Annotated in this window: 14 protein-coding genes; 4 read left to right on the forward strand and 10 right to left on the reverse strand. The window is 55.9% G+C overall.

Going from position 1 to position 18,046, the window contains the following annotated elements:
• Positions 1-28 precede the first annotated feature (28 nt).
• Both CGLAMM_RS04190 and CGLAMM_RS04195 read right to left on the reverse strand, forming a co-directional pair.
• The gene (locus CGLAMM_RS04190; protein ID WP_394818802.1) at positions 29-1,609 is read right to left on the reverse strand and encodes a DHA2 family efflux MFS transporter permease subunit; all 1,581 of its coding nucleotides are present in this window, start codon (positions 1,607-1,609) and stop codon (positions 29-31) included.
• Between the two features lie 10 nt (positions 1,610-1,619).
• Positions 1,620-2,741 carry an efflux RND transporter periplasmic adaptor subunit gene (locus CGLAMM_RS04195; RefSeq protein ID WP_418115415.1) on the reverse strand — a complete coding sequence of 374 codons (1,122 nt, stop codon included), beginning with the start codon at positions 2,739-2,741 and terminating at the stop codon, positions 1,620-1,622.
• A gap of 925 nt (positions 2,742-3,666) precedes the next feature.
• Here CGLAMM_RS04195 and CGLAMM_RS04200 point away from each other — a divergent pair.
• On the forward strand, positions 3,667-4,053 hold the full coding sequence (locus CGLAMM_RS04200) for a hypothetical protein (protein WP_394818803.1): 387 nt from the start codon (positions 3,667-3,669) through the stop codon (positions 4,051-4,053).
• A 46-nt stretch (positions 4,054-4,099) separates the two neighbouring features.
• Here CGLAMM_RS04200 and CGLAMM_RS04205 read toward each other — a convergent pair whose 3' ends face one another.
• On the reverse strand, positions 4,100-4,882 hold the full coding sequence (locus CGLAMM_RS04205; protein WP_394818804.1) for a sulfite exporter TauE/SafE family protein: 783 nt from the start codon (positions 4,880-4,882) through the stop codon (positions 4,100-4,102).
• 184 nt (positions 4,883-5,066) lie between these two features.
• On the opposite strand from CGLAMM_RS04205, the gene CGLAMM_RS04210 reads away from it, so the two are divergent.
• Positions 5,067-6,569, forward strand: a complete 1,503-nt coding sequence (locus tag CGLAMM_RS04210; protein WP_394818805.1) for a leucyl aminopeptidase — start codon at positions 5,067-5,069, stop codon at positions 6,567-6,569.
• Complete coding sequence (locus CGLAMM_RS04215; protein ID WP_394818806.1) at positions 6,566-7,033, forward strand: DNA polymerase III subunit chi; 468 nt, start codon at positions 6,566-6,568, stop codon at positions 7,031-7,033. Before CGLAMM_RS04210 ends, CGLAMM_RS04215 begins: the two co-directional genes overlap by 4 nt.
• Positions 7,034-7,066: 33 nt before the next feature.
• On the opposite strand, the gene xylB is transcribed toward CGLAMM_RS04215, so the two are convergent.
• The 7 genes from xylB to CGLAMM_RS04250 form a co-directional block, all read right to left on the reverse strand.
• Positions 7,067-8,545, reverse strand: coding sequence for a xylulokinase (xylB, locus tag CGLAMM_RS04220; RefSeq protein ID WP_394818807.1), 1,479 nt, complete (start codon positions 8,543-8,545; stop codon positions 7,067-7,069).
• Between the two features lie 93 nt (positions 8,546-8,638).
• Complete coding sequence (locus CGLAMM_RS04225; RefSeq protein ID WP_394818808.1) at positions 8,639-9,367, reverse strand: SDR family oxidoreductase; 729 nt, start codon at positions 9,365-9,367, stop codon at positions 8,639-8,641.
• Between the two features lie 326 nt (positions 9,368-9,693).
• Entirely contained in the window at positions 9,694-10,464 is a 771-nt protein-coding gene (locus CGLAMM_RS04230; RefSeq protein ID WP_394818809.1) for an SDR family NAD(P)-dependent oxidoreductase, read from the reverse strand.
• A gap of 665 nt (positions 10,465-11,129) precedes the next feature.
• Positions 11,130-12,131, reverse strand: coding sequence for a FecCD family ABC transporter permease (locus CGLAMM_RS04235; RefSeq protein WP_394818810.1), 1,002 nt, complete (start codon positions 12,129-12,131; stop codon positions 11,130-11,132).
• A complete protein-coding gene (locus CGLAMM_RS04240) occupies positions 12,128-13,099 on the reverse strand; it encodes an ABC transporter substrate-binding protein (RefSeq protein WP_394818811.1) in 972 nt (323 codons plus the stop codon). Before CGLAMM_RS04240 ends, CGLAMM_RS04235 begins: the two co-directional genes overlap by 4 nt.
• Positions 13,096-13,839, reverse strand: coding sequence for an ABC transporter ATP-binding protein (locus tag CGLAMM_RS04245; protein WP_394818812.1), 744 nt, complete (start codon positions 13,837-13,839; stop codon positions 13,096-13,098). Before CGLAMM_RS04245 ends, CGLAMM_RS04240 begins: the two co-directional genes overlap by 4 nt.
• 2 nt (positions 13,840-13,841) lie before the next feature.
• Positions 13,842-16,214, reverse strand: a complete 2,373-nt coding sequence (locus CGLAMM_RS04250) for a TonB-dependent receptor (RefSeq protein ID WP_418115416.1) — start codon at positions 16,212-16,214, stop codon at positions 13,842-13,844.
• Between the two features lie 312 nt (positions 16,215-16,526).
• Here CGLAMM_RS04250 and CGLAMM_RS04255 point away from each other — a divergent pair, with 312 nt between their 5' ends.
• The gene (locus CGLAMM_RS04255; protein ID WP_394818815.1) at positions 16,527-17,957 is read left to right on the forward strand and encodes a catalase family protein; all 1,431 of its coding nucleotides are present in this window, start codon (positions 16,527-16,529) and stop codon (positions 17,955-17,957) included.
• The last annotated feature ends 89 nt before the right edge of the window (positions 17,958-18,046 follow it).

The raw sequence follows: 18,046 nt of genomic DNA on the forward strand, positions 1-18,046 counted from the left end.
TCAGATAAAATCAGGGGATGGGCGGGTTTCAATGCATGCCCCCTTCGCCGCTGCTTTTTTCCGCAGTTGGTGAAAACAGGAAGCAGAACGGCACGACGCAGAACGCCACGATCCCGATTTCCATAAAGACCTGGTTATAGGCGAGCATCGAAACCTGCTGTCGGAATGATTCATATAAATGATGCGTCGCGTAGGAAGAAGCCTGGCTTGCCGTCATACCCACCTCCATCGCAGCGCGTTTCACGACAGCGAGGTAATCCTGAAAGGCCTGATGATAAGGTGTCATGTTATGGACGATCAGACTTTGACGTTTCTGCTGCGTCTCAATCACAAAAGCCGTGGCAAATGAAATTGCGAGCGAGCCGATGTAATTGCGCGCCATACTGAACATGGCGGACGCATCGGCATTAAGATGTCGCGGTAATGTTGAGTAAGCGATCGTGGAAATCGGCACGAACAGAAAAGCCAGCGCCGCCGTTTGGAAGACACGACATAGAACGAGAAAATTATAACTCGTCGTGGGCTGGAGCTGTGCCGAGTAAAAAAGTGAACACCCCATCAGGAAAAAGCCGAGAGCAATGATGTTTCGGGTCTGAAACTTTCCCATCAGCTTCCCGACAATCGGGATCAGGATAATGACCGCCACACCTCCTGGCGCTAGCACCTGGCCCGAGAGGGTTGCCGTGTAACCCAATATCTGTTGCGCGAATTGCGGGACGATAATGGCCGCAGCATAAAGCAGCCCCCCCACCATCGCGATCAGAAACGTGCCCACAGCAAAATTGCGATCCTTGAATATCTCAAGGTTCAGGAGCGGATTTTTCGTGGTGAGAAGCCAGATGATGGAGGCGATCACGCAGAGTGAGCCGATCACGGCCATCGTCACAATGAAGCCGGAATGGAACCAGTCATCATCCTCACCACGATCCGCCATAACTTCAAGGCAGCCAAGGCCAAAGGTAATGAGTGACATCCCGATCACGTCGATACGCTCACGCTCCGGCTTGACCCAGGGTGGGTCCTCAACAAGCGCATAGACGCCGACCAGCGTCAGAATGCCGAAAGGCACATTGACGTAAAAAATCCAGCGCCAGGAGAAATTATCAACAAGGTAACCGCCCAGGAGCGGCCCGAGAATGGGCGCCACGACAATGGCAATCGCCGTCAGCCCGAAGGCGGCTCCGCGTTTCTCCGGCGGAAACGTGTCGAGAATGATCGATTGCTGTATCGGCTGCAATCCGCCACCGAAAAACCCCTGCATCAGGCGGAAGATGATGAGCACCGGCAGACTGTCTGATAATCCGCACAGAAATGACGACACGGTGAACATCAGGATACAGATCAGGAAATATCTTTTGCGCCCGAAAACTTTGCTGAACCAGGCGGAGATTGTCAGCACCACGCCATTGGCAACAAGGTAGGAGGTCAGCGCCCAGGTCGCGTCATCATATGAACTGCCGAGCGCACCGGAAATATGCGGCAACGCCACATTAATGATGGTGGTGTCAAGGACCTCCATGAAGGCGCCCAGCGTCACCACGACCGCGATCAGCCACGGATTATATTTGGGGCGCCAGTTTTCCTCGTCTCCGGCCGAAGCGTCGGTCATCGCACCGCACTCACTTCACGTAAACGGTGGGGATGACGGACACGCCAAGCGGGAGGGGATGCTTCGGGTCGAGACCTTTATCGATCAGGATCTTGACCGGCACGCGTTGCACAATTTTCACAAAGTTACCCGTCGCATTCTCAGGCGGAAAGGCACTGAAAGCGGCGCCCGCACCGAGCTGGATAGAATCAACGTGACCTTTAAGATGCAGGGATGGATAGGCATCGACGCTGATCTCTGCCTTCTGGCCCGGCTTCATCTTGGTGATCTGCGTTTCCTTATAATTGGCGACAACCCAAACTTCGGGCGAGACGATTGAAAAGAGTTTCTGTCCCGTCTGAACGAAATCACCCTGCTCAACATTACGCTGCGAGATCCAGCCATCATGGGGGGCTTTGACCTGCGTCCACTCCATATTGAGCTCTGCAATTTTCAGATTGGCCTCAGCGACTTTCAGGGAGGCACGCTGCTGCGCAAAGATATCTTCCTGATTTTTGATATTCGGCTGGACGGGGCGCGCCTGCTCAAGCTGACCTTCGGCCTGAATGACGCGCGCGCGCGCCTGTTCCAGCGCCGCTTTGGCGTAATCGACATTTTGCTGCGTCGTCGCCGCGCGGGAGACACGCTGCTGACGCTTGAAATCCGTCTCCGCCTTAAAGAGGTCCGCTTTCGCCGCGGCAAGCGCACCCTGCGCCGCGGTGAACTGCCCGGGGAACTTCTTTGACGCGACAATCAACTGATTTTCAGCGCCGGACAGGTTGGCGTTGGCCTGAGAGAGTGAGGCCGTCGCCTTGTCGAGCGACGCTCGGTAATCCCGATCATCAATCGTCAGCAGAACCTGACCTCGCCTGACAAATTGATTGTCATTCACCCGCAGATCAGTCACGTAACCGTTGACGTGTGGCGCAATGCTGATTTTACGCCCCTGCGTATAGGCGTCGTCTGTCTCAATGTGGTTGCGGGTGAGCAACCAGTAAAAAAGCCAGACCACAGCAATGAGAATGACGCCCGCGATGAGGAGCTTTTTCGTGCGCGGGCTGAGGCCTTTCTTTTTTTTATCCTTCTCCGCGTCCGGCTTGTCATCCTGGTCGTTCTTCGCCGGCTTCCGGTCCTGCTGGCTGTTATCCGTCATTCAATGTACCGCGTCCCAGCGGCCCCCCGTCGGCGAGTCAATTTCGACTGGCAAAATGTCATCTTGAAACAAATTTCCCGCCAACGACCCGTGACCGGCTTGCGCATACCCAGCTCAAGGGGGAAGCCTTCTTGTCGGTCTGGAAGAAAATCTGCGACTACAAAGTTCGCTAAATTGCCGGTACTTAACCTTGCACGTCAAGAGGAGAGGCAAGGCAAGTCGCGCAAGACGGCACTTCGCTCCACTTTAATCAAGCATATTCTGTCGCGCTGGGGAAGAAATTACCCTATAATGAGCGCGTTACGTATCGCCAAATTTCGAAGTTTCGCAATATCGATTATATCAGCCCGATTGACGATGTCGCGGTTGGGGACTGTTCTGCTTCAGGCCCATTCTTTTGATGAAGGACAGATCGCGGAAACTCGATTTCAGAATTTTGTGATCGCAGCGCATTCAACTGTCGAAATCAAAGCGTAAATGATTGTTCGATAGGACAAATTTCCCGCCTTTCTTAACCGTTTTCGCCGCTGACTGTCCAGCCTCGGAACCATCGAATAACGAAGCCCGCCGCCGCGCGGATCGGTCAGACCAGGTTTGTCATCACGTGACGGGCGATAGCCTGGCGCAAGGACGAGGTGCGGAAATGCAAAATCTTGACATAAATGTAAATATTAATTTAATAATTGGCTTGGTCACTCTGATTTTTCCAGCAGAGAAAAACGTGCTGAGAATTCCCGAGGGCGACGCCGGTTAACGCGTTCAGGGTTTTTGAGATGAAAGAAACGATGCGCCCGCGAGGCGCGCGAAGGTGTCGCGCCCTCGCCTTTTAAGGCGATAGGAAATCATTTCCAACGGCACGCCTCGTCACCCCCGTGGCGTGGCTCGGCGCTGACTTCCGGAGGTCCGACATTGTGCGACTTGATGAATGGAAGAGATAAAAAGCGTGTACGAAGAGATAATTCAAGATATCGTGCAAGAATGGACTCTGTTCGACCCGGCCGTGGGACCATCAACACCTCCACCACGTGATTTCATCACGGATGTCTCGCGCGAAATCAGCCGTTTTTCTCAGGCGCAAGGAGCACTTCCGGCATCTTCTCTTCAGGGGAAATGGATTGTCGCAACGTCGCCGGCGGATATACCCCATCCTTTTGATCTGCACGATTTCGTCGGCATCATGGGTTACATCCTCAGGGGCCGACCCGATGAGGCGGGGAAATCGCCATCACCCCGCCATGATCAGGACCATCGTGACATTGTCTTCGCGAATGCCATGACCGGAGTTTCGTTTCCCGGATTCATCTTTCAGTAAATTATTTTGAAGCGCGCCTTGAGGGCGGCAGCCGGACACGACCCTTCTATGACGTCACGAGCTTGAAGCCGATAGCGAGAAGCACGACGCCCAGGACAGCCTGCTGAAATCTCGCGGGCATCACATCAATCGACAGGCTTCCCAACATGACGCCCGGGATTGACCCGGCAAGCAGGGAGGCGAGCAATGACAGGTCAACCGCGCCAAACCACCAATGCCCCAAGCCCGCCACGAGGGTCAATGGCACGGCATGGGCGATGTCGGCGCCGACCAACCTTGCAAAATCCCGTTTAGGATAAAGCATGATCATGGCGGCCAGGCCGATCGCACCCGCGCCGACGGAAGATATTGTAACAAGAGCGCCGAGCGCCACCCCAAGCAGGACCGTCAATAACGTAACGTGTCGATCTTCCAACTGACTTCCGCGATTTTGAGCCCATCGTTGTATCTCACGACGAAAAAGCACGCTTGGCGCCGTGATCAACAGGGCCACGCCAATCGCGTGGGTCATGAAATGCGCGACGCCATCGGAGGGCGCTCCGACACCGTGCAAAATGCCCAAGGTCATGAGCGTCGCCGGGATACTCCCCGACGCAAGTAACCTCACAATGGACCAGTCAACGGTCCTTTGACTCCCATGCACAAGCGTGCCGACAGATTTTGTCATCGTCGCAAAGAGGAGGTCGGTACCGACGGCCGCCTGAGGATGAATGCGGAAAAAAAGGATGAGGATCGGCGTCATCAGTGACCCGCCACCCACGCCTGTCATCCCAACCAGAAATCCGACCAGCAATCCTGAGAATGCATATGCGTAATGGAATTCAGTCAAACCCCTAAAACCTTTATTCTTGACGCCTCAAGAAAACGAAGTATGCCTGCGCCAGAAATTAATTTCACTATTTTTGTTGTTTATATTTTTCGCGACCTCACACCGGTCGAGTCCGTGCTGGCTTGCCTAAAAACGGGAGTCAGTCGATATTGATACGAAATAAATCTAAATTGGAAAGCGCGAAATGTTGGAAATTCAAGTTAAAGCCGCAGCAACAATTTTTGACGCTGAGCATGGCACGCAAACCGGGCGTTATTTTGCCATCCTGATCCCTCAGGATGATGATCTCTCGTCCGGGATATGCGAAATGCTTGATCATCGGACCAACGGTGCCCTGCGTCGCGCTGCGGCCATCACAAAATTTAAAGGTGAGCGTGATCAATCCTGCACGCTCATCGCACCTTGCCCTGACATCGCCCAGATCGTTCTCGTTGGATATGGTGAAGAGGCGAACCTGACCCCCAACCGTGTTGAGAATGCGGCCGCCCTTGCCGCCTCCCTCTGCAGAAAGGCGGAGTCTGTCAGCATGGCTTATGTCGGACGTGCCGAGACATTTGCCGCCCATGCGGCCTATGGCGCCACTTTGGGACAATATCGGTTTTCCCGATATAAACACGATGCTGAACTGGCCGCATCGTTGCGCAAGCTTGACCTGTTTGTCGAAGACATCGACGCGACGACAAAGCAGTGGGCGCGGCTGCAGAGCATTGCGCTTGGCGTTTTCCGAACACGCGACCTGGTGAATGAGCCGGGCAATGTGCTGCATCCGCCCGAATTCGCGAAACGCATCGAAACGCTGCGCGATATCGGCGTTTCAGTGACGATCCTGACAGCGTCAACCCTTCAGGAGCTCGGATTTGGCGCGCTTTTGGGCGTCGCCCAAGGCAGCGACAAGGAAGCCCATGTCGCCATTATGCATTACGCCCATTCCGATAACCAGAATGATGCGCCCATTGCATTGATCGGCAAGGGCGTGACGTTTGACTCCGGCGGGATTTCCATCAAACCGGCAAACGGCATGGAGGAAATGAAGACAGATATGGGCGGTGCCGCCGCGGTTGTCGGCACGATTGAGGCCCTGGCGCGACGCCATGCGCGGGCCAATGTCGTAGGTGTCGTCGGGTTGGTGGAAAACATGCTTTCCGGCAATGCGCAGCGTCCCGGCGATATCGTCACCAGCTACGCCGGTAAAACAATCGAAGTTCTCAATACGGATGCTGAGGGGCGCCTCGTTCTCGCCGATGTGCTCGCTTACACACGGAATGTTTACCGTCCCCAGCTTATGATTGATCTGGCGACACTTACAGGTGCCATCGTGATCAGTCTCGGACATGAATATGCCGGGGTTTTCAGCAATAACGAAACCCTCAAAACGCGTTTGGTCTCGGCAGGCGAGACGTCTGGCGATGCGCTTTGGCCGATGCCCATGGGCCCCGCTTATGATCGCGAGATCGACTCCCCCATCGCGGATATGAAAAATATCGGGAGTCGCGCGGGCGGTTCCATCACCGCGGCGCAGTTCCTGGCGCGTTTCGTGGGCGACACACCGTGGGCACATCTCGACATTGCCGGTGTCGCCGCGCGGAATGACGCCGCACCGACCTGCCCGAAAGGCGCTTCAGGCTTCGGTGTGCGGCTGTTGGACCAGCTGATTTACCTTTATGAGTCGGGTGAAAATCTCATATGACGGCTGAAATCGGCTTTTACCATTTAAGCCGATCCCGCCTTGATCAGGCGTTGGGGCAGCTTCTGGCACGCAGTTTAAGTGCGGGCCAGCGCGCCGTCATCCGATGTCGGGATGCGGCGCAGCTCCAGTCCCTTAATGCGGCGCTGTGGAAGCTGGATGATTCCCCGTGGCTGCCGCATGGCAGTAAGGCCCAGGGCCAGGGGGAACAACAGCCCATTTGGCTCACTCTCGAACATGATGTCCCTAATGGTGCACGCTTTCTCTTTCTGATGGCCGGCGTCGAGACAGATGACGCCACGGCATTTGAGAGAGTTTTCGTTGTCTTTGACGGCAGCGATGAAATTGCCGTGAGTTGGGCGCGAGAAAAATGGCGGGGCTGGGCCGCGCAGGATCTCCCGCTTTCCTACTGGCAGCAAACGGAGGATGGGTGGAAAAAACAGGCGGACACGCGTCAGAAAGCCTAGAACGCGACCATCCGCTCGCGAAACGCCTCCGTCTCACTTTGTCAGATGATGTTCCGTCTCCGCCCATTTGCGCAGCAAGGGGTAGGATTGCCGGTAAAGCGCGAATTTTTCATCATAAAGCTGCCGCAACGCAGGGTTCGGGAGGTATTGATGCGCGATTTTCGGCTTCGAGCAGATATCGGCAATCTCACCATCTCCCGCGGCCATCCGCGCCAGACGCGCAGCCCCGAAAGCACCGCCATAATCACCGTCTTTCAGGCAGGATAAAGCCATATTCGTGACGGAGGCGATGATGGAGACCCATTTAGGACTTTTAGACCCCCCACCCACCACCATGGCGCGGGACACCTCACCTTTCTCAATGCCGAGACCGCGCGCAGCATCACGAAGAGAGAACGCAACCCCTTCAAGCACAGATTGCGTCATCTCAGCACGCTTGACGGCGCGGTCGACCCCAAGAAAGCTGCCCCGAATAAGGTCATCACCATGCGGCGTCCTCTCTCCTGACAAATAAGGGAGAAAGAGCGGGCGCGCGGGACGGCTGATTTGCAGCGGCACCTCATCGAGTAATGCCGCCTCCGACATACCGGTGATTTCTGCCCACCATCGTAACGAGGACGCAGCCGATAAGGTCACCCCCATCTGGTGCCACCGGTTTGGAACCGCATGGCAGAAAGCGTGCAATCCGCTACCCGTCTCGGGCCGGAAATCCCGCGTCGTACGCCAGATGACGCCGGATGTGCCGAGTGAGATGAAGCTATCCCCATCCTCAATCGCGCCAAGCCCGATTGCGGCCGCCGCATTATCACCCGCGCCGCCTGCGAGTATGACCGTATCGCGCATGCCCCAGCGCGTGGCGAGAGACTTCTTCAGGTAGCAAGTGGGGGCGCTTCCCTCGACAAGTCGCGGCATGGCATCCAAGTTGAGTCCACATGCCGCCAAAGCCTCGGGAGACCAGTTGCGATGTTCTACATCCAACCAAAGTGTGCCGGATGCGTCTGAGACATCTTCAATCATTTCCCCACAAAGTTTGAAGCGCAACCACGCTTTCGGGAGTAAAATTTTGCGGACCTGCCTGAAAATGTCCGGCTCATGGCGTCGCACCCAGAGCAGTTTCGGCGCGGTAAAACCGGCCGCCGCGCGGTTTCCGGTTACGCGGCGCGACGCGGGAAAGCGCGCTTCAAATATCTCGCATTCAGCCTGCGCGCGCGTGTCATTCCACAAAATGCAGGGCCTGAGCACATGGTTTGCCGCATCCAGCAGGACCGCGCCGTGCTGCTGGCCGGACAGCCCGAGCCCGCGCAGTTTTTCCAGCTCTTTCGGCCGTTCACGCTTTAAGTCATCCAGGATACGGCAGAGGGCCTGCCACCAGGCATCAGGATCCTGCTCCGACCAACCGCGATGGGGTGACTGCGCTTCAAGTTTTTCCGTCCGGGACGCGACGACTCTCTGGTCTCTGTCAAGGAGGAGCAATTTTATGCCGGATGTACCTGCGTCGATCCCGATATACATGGCCCCTCCTTGACGTCGCAGCGATGTTTGCACAGCAAAAAGGGCGCGTCCAGAACGCGCCCTTTGCACCTCGCTTGAACAGCGAAACGGTTTTTAAACGTCGAAATTCTGCGGCAAAATCACGAGATCCCGCACAATGACGCCTTTTCGACGCGTCAGCATGAAAATGAGCGCCTCCGCGACCTCAACCGGCTGCATGATTCCGCCTGATTCGAGATTGGCTTTGACGCGCTCCTGGTCCCAGTCTTTGAGAAGCGGCGTCACGACTGGGCCGGGTTGAATAGCGGAGATACGCACATCATATGCGGCCAGTTTCCGGCGCGCCGTGTGCACGAAAGCCTGAACCGCATGTTTGGACGCGGTATAGACGGGCTCCGACACCATCGGCACCATGCCGGAGATGGAGCTTGTGATGACGATGTCACCACTCTTCTGTTCCATCATCTGCGGTGCGACAGCGCGCACGCAGCGAAAGGCGGCGTTGATATTGAGATCAAGCATACGATCCCAGCGTTTCGTATCACCTTCCCATGGCATATCCGCAACGTAAGAGCCAGCATTGGCATGAAAAATATCAATGCGCCCGTGATTTTTCACGATTGTATGGACAGCTTTTTCAATGTCCTCATATTTCGTGAGATCGGCGATCAGAGCGTGCGCCTTATCACCCAGTTCCGCCGCGCGCGCTTCCGCCGCCTTCGCGTCAAAATCGATGATGTAAACTTCAGCGCCGTTATCGAGAAGGTGACGGACGCATTCCAGACCAATGCCGGAAGCACCGCCTGTCACGGCGGCAATTTTATCCTTGAGTGGCTGTGCCATAATTATTCTCCTGGGTACGAAAACCCTTTGACGACTCGTAAGACGAGTCTCTTCATATTGATTAAGCCATAATTAAAACATTTTGAAGCCGAAGAATCACAAAATATATGTGACGCACTTCGACGCACAGGGGCGACCCTTAAGAACGGTCGCAGCTTTTCACGGCCAGCCGCGCAATCGGCGCTGGCCGTCCTGAAAACGTCATGTTTTAAATTAATCAGTCCAGATTTAACTGGGGCAGTTTCCCGCCTTATTGGCGGGAAAGCTGCGTTGCATCACGGGAAAAGCACCATGATGACGAATAAAATGATGTTGAAGCGTCGAACTTACAGCGCGGTGTAACCGCCATCGACGAAAACATCCTGTCCATTGACCATATCGGACGCTGCCGACGCCAGGAAGAGCACGACATCCGCCACTTCGAGGGGTTGCGCAACGCGGCCGGCCGGCATGTTGCCGAGGAATTTTTTCAACGCAGCGTCGTCACTCCAGACTTCCGCACCCATCGATGTCCAGACGGCTGTCGGGCACACGGCATTCGCCTGAATGTTATGTGCACCCCATTCCGCCGTCATGGATTTGGTCAATGCATTCAGCGCCGCTTTAGAGGCACCATAAGCACTGTGATCCGGCATGGCGAAATTGCTGATCTGGGAGCTGAGATTGATGATCTTGCCGCTTTTCTGCGCAATCATCCCTGGCGCAACGGCCCGTGCAAACAAAAATGCAGCGCGCAGATTGACGTTAAAGCTCGCATCCCAGTCATCAACCGGGAAATCGAGAAGAGAGCCGGAGATGCAGATACCCGCATTATTGACGAGAATATCCACCGCGCCCCACGCAGCGGTGACCTGCGCCACAACCTTTTCGCCCGCATCCACGGCACGAAGGTCAGCGGCGATTGTCATGCAATTGCGGCCGTTATTCTCAACGATTTTGCGCGTTTCCTCAAGGGCGGCCACATCCCGGCCAACCGCCACGATGTCGGCACCCGCCGCGCTCAACACGTCGCTGATCGTCTGGCCCAACCCTCTCGATGCGCCCGTGACCAATGCTTTCTTCCCGACAACCGAGAACCGCTCTGGAAGTGACCGCATGTGATTTTCCTTAACAAATTCTGAATTCATGCGCGGAATTTACAACTTATTGAGATTTTTGCAATTCTTTGTGACAAAATTACCAATGTGGCCTTCGTTTCGGCAACATCACGCCGGTTTTTCAACAGTATCTTATGGAGAAGTCTTCAAAGTCCGACGCAGCTTCTCAGCCATGATCCATGAATAAGCGCATTTTCTGATCCGGATAACGTGGTATAAAAAGTTTTTATATATCCACTCATCGCGATTACAACAGATTTTCAGCAAAGAAGACGCGCAGCCTCCAGGCTCTGTATCCGAATTATCCACACTCCCCGGACGAAGACCGTACCTTTTATCTTTTTTACACCTGACAATATTCATCATGATCACAAATATAAATTTATATAAATCAAGCGAGGATTTATTCCAGTCATGCTGTCGCGTCGATTTTTAAGATGATCGACATATTTATCGATCCCCAACCTTTACAGCTATCATCATCGGTCAAATGACGAATTCTACCTGACAACCGCAAATAAGTTTTTCGTCCCTCGCGGTGAGAATTTTCCCTCGCGACTCGCATGGTCATGTTCAGAGTGCGAGTCGCGGCGCCCGTACCGGGAGCGTGTGCAAATCAGACACTCATGAATCACATCGAAATGAAATGTGACACGTTTGGCGCCTCAGATGCGCCCTCGCGCAACCATCCATCCCAGAAAAAGACTGCCCATTGCGGAGATCACCACCCCGACCGGAATTTCCTGATCGGGAAGCACGATGCGGCCCATGACGTCTGACCCCACCGCCAGACCCGCCCCCAGCACACCGACGATGGGCGTCATTTCAGTGATCGTCATCCGCCCCAATCCGCGCACGAGATGCGGGACAATCAACCCGATAAACGGGATCGGCCCGGTTATGGCCACCACCGCGCCACATGACAAGGCGCAAAGGAGGATCGTCTGCACGCGCAATCGCGACGTGCACACCCCAAGACTACGCGCCACGTCGTCCCCCGCTTTCAGCGCCTCGAGGGGCAGGGCTTTAATTTTCAGGAAAAGAGTCAGGATCATGATGGCAGTCAGGGCGAATGGCAGAGTCTGCCAGTCCGCTGCGGAAAAACTCCCCATCGTCCAGAATAAGATTGATTGCGCCGTATTGCGGTCCCCCGCATAGACCAACAGATCCGCGCAAGTTGTGAAGAGAAATGAGATCGCCACACCGCCCAGAATGAGTCGGCCTGGTGCGGCGAAAGAGCGATGATTCAGTTGCGAAAAAAGAAGCGTCATCAGAAAGATCGTTGCCAGTCCGCCGCCGCAGATCGCCCCGGTAAAGGCCGTCATGGCGCCAAATTGGTCACCGAAAAACACGATCATGGCCATGGCGCCTGCCGATGCCCCGGATGACAGCCCGAATAGATACGGGTCAGCCAATCCATTCCGTGTGACGACCTGCAAAGCCATTCCCGCCCGAGCCATGACGATCCCCGCCGCGATCGCCAAAATTAAACGCGGGAAGCGCAACGTCCAGATGATCTGCGCGGCCACATCCTGTGAAAACGGCCCTGCGCGCAACGCCGCGTAAAGCGCGTGCGGGCCGAAATGCACCGGGCCGAGACTGATGCTGACAAGTGCGAGCGCACAGGCACCCAATCCGCTCAGCGAGAAGAGAAGAAAGCGCCTCACATTTTACGGTCCGGATGCAGAAACCGCGCGAGTGCTTCAATCGCATCGATATTGGCCGGCCCGGGGGTAAGGGCGTCATATGGCAGGGAGATATATCGATGATGTCTCACGCCCGGGCTCTGCTGCAAAAGCCGCAAATGGCGCACCCAGCGCGCCTTTTGGGAAACACCTTGTCCGTAATCGACGAAAATAATGGCTTCCGGCTGTCGCATCGCCACCCGTTCCCAGCTTGTGCGCCCCCAGTTTGTCGGGAGATCGTCGGCGATGTTGCGCCCGCCCGCGAGGGCAATTAATCGCGAGGCCAAAGCGTAACGCCCCGCCGTCAAAGGGGCGTCCGTGCCGGAGTCATATATAAAGACGGGCACGGCACGTCGCCCGATCATACGCGCCCGGACAGCCGCAACGCGGGCCTTCATGGAAGCGACCAGAGACGCCGCAGCCTCCCGCCTGTCAAAAATGCGGCCCAGGCGCAGCAGATCGCTGTAAAGCAAGGCTTCCAATGTGACGGGAAGATGCGGGTGATGCCATTGCCGCAGGCAGCTTTCCGAAAGAATAATGGCGGGGATGTGGTAGCGCGCCAATCGCTCCGGCGTCACGTCACCGCCTACATTCATGCCGTAATTCCAACCCGCCACGAAGAGATCGGCATGGGATGCGATGAGCGTTTCTAGGCTTGGATAACGCGGTGCGCGTTCCGGCACGTTCCCACGCAATTTGCGGAAAGAAGGCGTCTCTTTATTCCAGCCGGAAATGCCGGTCACGCCGCACATATCATTCTGAAGATGCAGGGCAAAACCCATTTCCGCAATGTTTACGTCGTGAAAGATCGCACAATGTGGCTTTCGCGGGATGACAATGTCTTCGCCGCAATTGGAGACGGTAAGCGGGTAGTGAGAAGGCGCCGCGTCCACCGCCCGCATCGACAGGAGAAGAGTCAGTGTCAGGAAGGCGGCACGCCAGCCTCTCATGGGTGCGGCGCGAAGAGATAGCCTCGCCTCCCATCATCACCAGTGATTTCCGTGGCAGTTAAACGGAACGTTGTCCTGAAATCGTCAGATTGGAATATCGTGTCAGGACTCGCATCCGCGATGAGAGCACCTTTATCAAAAAGCAACAGACGAGACGTGAATTCCGGCACGAGGGCGAGGTCGTGCAAAACGCATATGACGGTGATCGGCAGCTCCCGGAGCAGATGGAGGATTTTTATTCGCGACGCCACATCCAAATGGTTCGTCGGCTCATCCAGCAAAAGGATGCGGGGTTGTTGCGCAAGGCACCGCGCCAGCATGACTTTCTGACGTTCCCCACCCGATAGAGCGCCTAATTGACGATCAAGCAGGTCGGTGATGCCGCATGTGGCCGCTGCCGCCTGCATCAGGCCTTTGTGCCAACCCGGCACGGCCAGTCGCGCGAGGGAGATGTAATCCCTGGCCCGGAATGTCCGATCGGCCTCATCACTTTGTGGCAGGAAGGCCATCAGCCGCGCGATTTGCTGGCGGGGCATGTCCGACAGTTTCTGTCCGTCCATCGCAACCGAGATATGCGGGCTGCGATCCAGCCCGGCGAGCGCGCGCAGAAACGTCGTTTTGCCGGCACCGTTCGGACCGATCACCCCGATATGCGCGCCTTCCACTATTTCCGCCCGGAAAGGCTGAAGGACGGCCCGCGATTGACCATCCTGCGTGACGTTCACTTGAATGAGCGGCAATGTCAAAACCGTGCCTGCATATTGAAGGAAAAAGCCCTTGGCGTGCCGATAATGACTTCGGACGGGTAACTTGTATCCGCCCATTGCACAAAACGTTTATCGCCAAGATTATCGATGCGGCCATAGAGGCGGATATTTTTATAGACATCCCACGCCGCATAAATATTGACGAGGGCATAATCATTGAGGGTCAGCGTATTCGTGTAATTCCCTTTTCGGGCTGAGACATATTGCATCCCGGCCCCGAATTCGATTGGCAGATCTCTCGGATGCGACCAGACACCCCAGAGATTCGCCGTCATACCCGGCACGTCAGGCACTTGTTTAAAGGAGGCGTCGACGCCCGGCGATGGCTGGAAACCCGCACCGTAACGCGCATCTGTATAGGCAAGATTAGCGTCGAAGCGCCAATGCCGGTCAAGACGCAAATGCCCGGCCCACTCAATGCCGCGGGAGGTCTGCTCACCCGCATTGGCGATACTGTTCTGGCCGGTCGCCACGAGGATATTCGTGCGCATAATGTCGTAAAATGCGAGTGTCGTCTCAAGATGGCCATGAAATGACACGGCTTTCACACCAATTTCACCTTGGCGACTGTGAGATAAAGCGGTGAAGTTGTTGCGATTGGCGCGCAGGATATTGCCGTTGGGCGGGTCTTCACCTGTCGCGTAGACGCCATAGAGGCTGATGCGATCTGTAAGGTCGTAGACAAGACCGGCACGATAATTGAACGGATTGAAGGTGCGATTGAAACTTGAGTTCGGGTCGAAAGCACCGGATTGGCGGTAATTCTGCCGGTTCACTGTCAGCCAATCATAGCGGGCGCCAATGACGATGCGGAGTTTGGGAAGAACTGTCCAGACATCCTCCATGAAAATGGCGGCATCGGTGAGGGTCGCTGGCGACTTTGAATAGGGAAATTGCCCCGTAAACGGGCCGAACGCGCCCGCATTTGTCTGATCAATACCGACACTATCCGTATAGGGTGTCGGCGACGCCCCCGCATTGCGGATAAAGCGCAGATAATAAGCGTCTCCACCCAGCACAAAGCGATTAGGGCGGGAAAAAATGCGGTTTTTATAAGTCAGGTTCAGCGTATCACCGACTTGATGTTGGTTTTGATAAACATAAAATCGATCTCGCCCGATCCGCCCCGGCGTGATCGGCTGCCCCGCATCGTTGGTTATCCCGTTCGCGGCGACGTAACTGTAATTTTCCGCATTTTCCCAGCGCCGCTTTGCATAATAAAAATAGGCGTTATTATGGAATGCGAGGGCGTGGTTGGGCTGCCATATCATATGCAGGGTCGGCATGGCGCTTACAGAATCCGCGACCGGGTTGCGGATATTGTAATTCTTCCACAACATGCCGCGTGTAACACCTAACCCATTGGCGCTATGCAATAATCCCCCCACGCGATGACCGGTGACGGAGAGCGGCACAAGCGGCGCGCCATAATAAGTGGAGAGTTTATCCGAGAGATAATCCACGCCCAGCCGCGCCCGGAATTTGTCCGAGGGCGCCCATAAAATCGAAGCGGTCAGATCATTACTATGTGGCGTCGCGCCTTCAACATATCCGTCTGACGAAGTGCGGCTGAAATCAATGCGCGCCGCCAGGTTTTTTGCGATGGGCGATGAGACGCCGATCCCGGCATTGACCGAGTTGAAACTGCCATATCCCGCTTCAAGATTGATTTTTCGCTTTGTCAGATCAGGCTTGCGCGTCACCATATCAATTGTGCCGCCTATCGAACCCTGACCATACAGCATGGAGGCCGGTCCCTGCATGACCTGCATGGAATCGAGATTGAAGCTGTTGAACGGACGCGTCACCATCGTCGACGGACCAAGATAAATGCCGTCACGGAGAACGTTGATCTGATTGGACAGAAAGCCGCGCACCACGAACTGACTGGGGTTACCCGGCGCGCCGCCCCATGTCACACCCGGGGCCGCCGCCGCGGCGTCAGTCGACTTCACATATCCGCGCGACGCCATCAGATCATGACTGACGACGTCAATCGTCGCCGGATTATGTTGAAGACTTAACCCAAGACGACCCCCGATTTCAGATTGCCGGGCAAGAGCATCCGTGCGCGCTTTGACTTTGATATGTTCATGCCCCCCGCAGACCCACCCCGAATCCCCCTTTGACGGGGCGGCGGGGCAGGATGCGCTGCCGCATGGTGCGCTATCCGCCGATTTCGCGTTTCCTCTCATGATCTCGGCGCGCGGTGCAGGACATTCCCCCAGGGTGGCGGCGCGGGCGCCATCCTCAAAGCCGCATATGGCCGCGACGCTGAAAACGCTGCGTAACAGAAATTGAGGGAAATCAGGGCCCGGCTTAATCCGGCATATTTTTGCAAATTTCATGTCACTCGCCAGGGTTTGACGGTCAATGTGCGGTCCCGCCCCTCAGACACGCACGATCAGGCGAATTAACGTTATACAGTTTCAAAACTTCAGCAAGGGAGGTTAAGGAAGAATTTCCCGTGCCTTTTCTTTTTCAGCAAAATTGCCGTTAAGATTGTTGCGCCAAAGTCGCAAAAATCATGTCTGCCGCGCCGCATTTAACTCAAACCCGCGGAAAACCGTGCCTCATACGTCACAATGTTAATGGCAAAATGCAACGAGTGACTTTGTCAACTGTTTTCCCTCCGGTCATTCATCACCAGGAGCAGTAGTGTGCGCAATGCCATCCCGTTCGATCCCGGGCTTGAACACAAGTCAGATGATGAGGAAAAAACACAGGAAGGCCTGTTATCCACCATCGTCAAAATCGAAAAACTTGTTTTCAGAAAGCGCGCCCGTGCGGGTCGCGGCATTCACGTTAAAAGCATCGGTTTGCTGCGCGGCATCCTGACCGTCCATGATGATCTCCCTCGGGAGCTGGCGCAAGGTCTCTTCTCCAAACCGGGTTCTTACGAGGCGACGATACGGCTCTCCACAATTCCCGGTGACCCGCTGCCTGACACCGTGTCCGTCCCGCGCGGATTTGCCGTCAAAATTGCGGGTGTGAAGGGCAAGCTCCTGCCTGAAGCCAAAAACCACCAGGTGCAGGATTTTCTCTTCGCGACGGGGCGCGCCTTTTCAGCCCCTTCACCCAGAAAGTTCCTCCATTCTCTCCGGCTGCTTGCCCTGACGACAGAGCGCATGTTGTGGATGAAGACGACCATGTCGCGCGTCTTTCGGCCGATCCAGAAGATCGCAACCCGGTTCGGCCACCCTGTCACGCCGCTCGATGTCTTAGGCGGGCATGTGCCGACCCACCCTCTGGGGGAGTGTTTTTTCACGCAGGCGCCGATACGCTTTGGTCGTTACGTCGCGAAACTGGGTATTTTCCCGGAATCTGAAAATTTCCAGGCCCTCTCCAAAAAAATGCTGAACATTGATTCCGATCCGGATGCGCTGCGAAACGCCGTCGCGGAGGTCATGCGTCGAGAGGGTGGAAGCTGGACGCTTCGTGCGCAATTGCGGCGGGATGAGGAAATGAATCCCATTGAGGATGCGTCGATCATTTGGCCAGAGGAAAATAATCCCTACCTCGTCGTGGCGACGCTTGCCGTTCCCCCTCAGGAAGGCTGGTCGGAGGAGCTGTCCCGTGCCATTGATGACGCCCTCTCTTTCGCCCCCTGGCATGGGCTGATTGACCACCAGCCGCTCGGCGCGGTCATGCGGGCGAGACGGCGCGTCTACACGCGGGCCGCAGCATCCCGCAGCGCGATGAATCAACGTCGCGTCTATATCTTCCCGCCCTGGATGCCGGAGCCGAAAAAGCCCCGCAAAGCCGCCGCAAAGCCGAAAAAAGCGCCTGACGCGACGGTGAAAACGGCAGAGAATGCGGGGAAGAAGGAAAATCCGGCGAAGAAAAAAGCGGCGTCTGCGACCAAAACCCCGGCGAAAGCCGCGCCCGTAAAAACAGTGAAAGCCCCCACCAAAACAGCAAGCGCCCGGAAGAAGAGCACGGTGAGACCCGCCACGAAAACACCGGTCAAGGCAGTCACGAAATCGCCATCGAAAGCGACCCGCAAAACGCCGACACCCGCGCCACGCCCGCGCAGCCCGGCAAAATCGGCGCCTGACAAACGCGCCAAAGCGCGTGCCAGACATGATTAGCGCGATGGCCCCGCTCCGCCCTCCGCCGGCGTGCCCTCTCCATATTCTCAACGTTGTCGACGCGCGCGTCCGCCCGTAACGCGTTGGAG

The sequence above is a fragment of the Sorlinia euscelidii genome, from assembly GCF_036452135.1.
GTDB lineage: Bacteria > Pseudomonadota > Alphaproteobacteria > Acetobacterales > Acetobacteraceae > Sorlinia > Sorlinia euscelidii.

What these genes read in the sequence shown, in the direction of transcription:
- CGLAMM_RS04190 (WP_394818802.1), bottom strand. Translation starts at nt 1,609, where the DNA reads ATGACCGACGCTTCGGCCGGAGACGAGGAAAACTGGCGCCCCAAATAT.
- CGLAMM_RS04195 (WP_418115415.1), bottom strand. Translation starts at nt 2,741, where the DNA reads ATGACGGATAACAGCCAGCAGGACCGGAAGCCGGCGAAGAACGACCAG.
- CGLAMM_RS04200 (WP_394818803.1), top strand. Translation starts at nt 3,667, where the DNA reads ATGGAAGAGATAAAAAGCGTGTACGAAGAGATAATTCAAGATATCGTG.
- CGLAMM_RS04210 (WP_394818805.1), top strand. Translation starts at nt 5,067, where the DNA reads ATGTTGGAAATTCAAGTTAAAGCCGCAGCAACAATTTTTGACGCTGAG.
- CGLAMM_RS04215 (WP_394818806.1), top strand. Translation starts at nt 6,566, where the DNA reads ATGACGGCTGAAATCGGCTTTTACCATTTAAGCCGATCCCGCCTTGAT.
- xylB (WP_394818807.1), bottom strand. Translation starts at nt 8,545, where the DNA reads ATGTATATCGGGATCGACGCAGGTACATCCGGCATAAAATTGCTCCTC.
- CGLAMM_RS04225 (WP_394818808.1), bottom strand. Translation starts at nt 9,367, where the DNA reads ATGGCACAGCCACTCAAGGATAAAATTGCCGCCGTGACAGGCGGTGCT.
- CGLAMM_RS04230 (WP_394818809.1), bottom strand. Translation starts at nt 10,464, where the DNA reads ATGCGGTCACTTCCAGAGCGGTTCTCGGTTGTCGGGAAGAAAGCATTG.
- CGLAMM_RS04240 (WP_394818811.1), bottom strand. Translation starts at nt 13,099, where the DNA reads ATGAGAGGCTGGCGTGCCGCCTTCCTGACACTGACTCTTCTCCTGTCG.
- CGLAMM_RS04250 (WP_418115416.1), bottom strand. Translation starts at nt 16,214, where the DNA reads ATGAAATTTGCAAAAATATGCCGGATTAAGCCGGGCCCTGATTTCCCT.